The following is a 2286-nucleotide window of genomic DNA, read 5'->3' on the forward strand; positions in this document are numbered from 1 at the left end:
GATCGGCTCGCTGCTGTACCTGCCCAACTACGGCTCGCTGATCGTCGCGATCGTCGTCGTGGCCGCCGTCAGCCAGGTCTACCGCCCGGCGTCGGCGACCCTGCTGTCCGAGCTGACCAGCGACGACCGCCAGGTCATGACCTTCGCCATGTACCGGTTCGGCCTGAACCTGGGCACCACGGCGGCCCCGCTGATCGGCTTCGGCCTGTTCCACCTCGGCGGCGAGAGCTACCACCTGCTGTTCTGGGGCGAGGCGCTGGTCGCGCTCGCCTACGCGCTGCTGGCCGCCGTGGCGCTGCCCACCAAGGCGCGCGAGCGCGAGCTGTCCGGCCGCGGCGGCGCCGAGGAGGACGGCGCCGCGCCCGCGGGCAGCTACCTGGAGCTGTTCAAGGACGGCCGGTACCTCTGCTACCTGCTCGGGATGTTCTTCAACTCCATCCTGTACGTGCAGTACATGTCCACGCTGCCGCTGGACGTGCAGGCGTCCGGGGTGCCGGTGTTCTGGTACACCCTGGCGGTCTCGCTCAACGGCGGCGCGGTGATCCTGCTGGAGCTGCTGGTCACCAAGAAGACCCAGCGCCTCAAGCCGCGCCTGGTCGTGCTCACCTCCTCCTCGCTCGTCGCCGTCGGGTACGCGCTCTACGGCCTGCCGCTCGGCCCCGCCGTGATCGTCATCGGCACCCTGGTGTGGACGCTCGGCGAGATCATCGGCGGGCCCGTGGTGTTCGCCTACCCCGGCATGGCCGGTCCCGCGCACCTCAAGAGCCGGTACATCGGCAGCTTCCAGTTCGTGTTCGGCCTCGGCTCGGCGATCGGCCCGGTGCTGGGCGGGATGCTGTTCCTGGGCATCGGGCGCGGCGTGTGGCCGGTGCTGGCCGGGTTCGGCCTGCTGGCCGCGCTGGTGGGCGCCTACGGCGTCACCGCGCGCAAGGCCGCCGACGACGCTCCCGCCGCGGTCGCGGACCCGGTGGAGCCGGTGCTGGTGGCCGAGGAGAAGAAGGGCTGAGCCGGTCCCCGGCGGCTCGCCCGGTGGTTCGGGGGTCCGTCCCGGTGACGCGGAACGGGCCCCCGGCGCGCGTCCGGGCGGCGTAGGGTCGGTTGGGCTGGTGGACTTTCGCGGCGGGAGGCAGTGGTGGCCGAGCAGGACGGCGTGGTGGACGAGACCGGGGGACCGGGCCTGCGCTGGGCGATCAAGCGCAGCTTCGTCGACTACGTGCTGCGGATGCCCGACGGCCGCGCGGGCGCGGGCGAGGGCGCGCACCCCCTGGAGGGCGGCGAGATCCGCTACGAGGCCGGTGAGCCGCGCGAGGTGGACGGCGCGCTCGTGCTGCCCTTCCGGGGCGACGTGCGGTTCGCGGGCCACTTCGGCATGTTGTACGTGCGCATCGCCGACCCCGAGGTGACCATCCGGGACGGCAAGGCGGAGCTGACCATCGCCGACCCGTACCTGAAGTCCGAGGAGCGGACCAGGCTGGTCACGTTCACCGCCGTGCCGCTCGACGCCGGGCCCGGCGAGTCGGCCTGGAGCGCGAGCGACGTGGTGCTCGCGCCGGAGGGCGTCGAGCTGTTCAACGACGTGTACCAGGCCGGTGAGCCGTTCGAGCCGCTGGAGATCCGGGTCCCCGCGCCCTGACCCGTTCCGGCGCGGGTGGGTCGACCCCGCGCCCGTGCACGAGCCCCGGTGATCGGCGCCGCGCGATCGGCGCCCGTCACCGGGGTTTTCGCCTTTCTGACCCGTTCGGGCGATGCTGGTCCCCGTTCGCCGCGCCGATGCTCTCTGCGCGTGCACGGCTTTCACGTGGATTTCACAGAATTCGTCGTCGGAATCACCGGTGCTCCTGTCCGCGCTGGTGACGGCTCGGGGGCGGTGGGGCGCGCTGGTCGGCGTCCCGTTACCCCGCAGGGGTTTCCGACTGCGGAAAGCCCGTGCGCTTGGTCCTCGCGGTCGCCGCTGACTGCTCCGCCCGGCGGCGTCCGCGCGCGGCCGGACGTCGGTTTCGCGCCGTGGTCCACCGCGCGGGGAAATACCCAAACGACCTATTGCCGAGAACGCATCACACTGTCGAGTGAAAGGCATTCACGATCGGATGATCACCCCTCCGAATGGGCCATTCGGGGCGGGTCGGGAGCATATTCTCCCGCTGTGGTCGGACGCGCCCCGTCGCTCCGCCGCACCGAGGGTCGGACGTCCGCCGGAGCAGCCGTGACGCCGAGCGCGCGGTCTCCGCGCCCACCCCGAACACCACAGCCGGACCCAAGGCCCACCCCGAGGAGCCTCCCGTGATG

Annotated in this window: 2 protein-coding genes; both read left to right on the forward strand. The window is 72.2% G+C overall.

All coding sequences use genetic code 11. The features are described from left to right. Nucleotides 1-1006: MFS transporter (locus tag ACTUAL_RS06880; protein WP_440899663.1), on the forward strand; the 1006-nt coding region annotated here is incomplete at its 5' end. A gap of 126 nt (nt 1007-1132) precedes the next feature. Further along, nucleotides 1133-1633 (forward strand): HtaA domain-containing protein, encoded by a 501-nt coding sequence (locus ACTUAL_RS06885; RefSeq protein ID WP_440899664.1) that lies wholly within the window; start codon nt 1133-1135, stop codon nt 1631-1633. Nucleotides 1634-2286 lie beyond the last annotated feature (653 nt).

Source organism: Actinosynnema sp. (genome assembly GCF_052038725.1).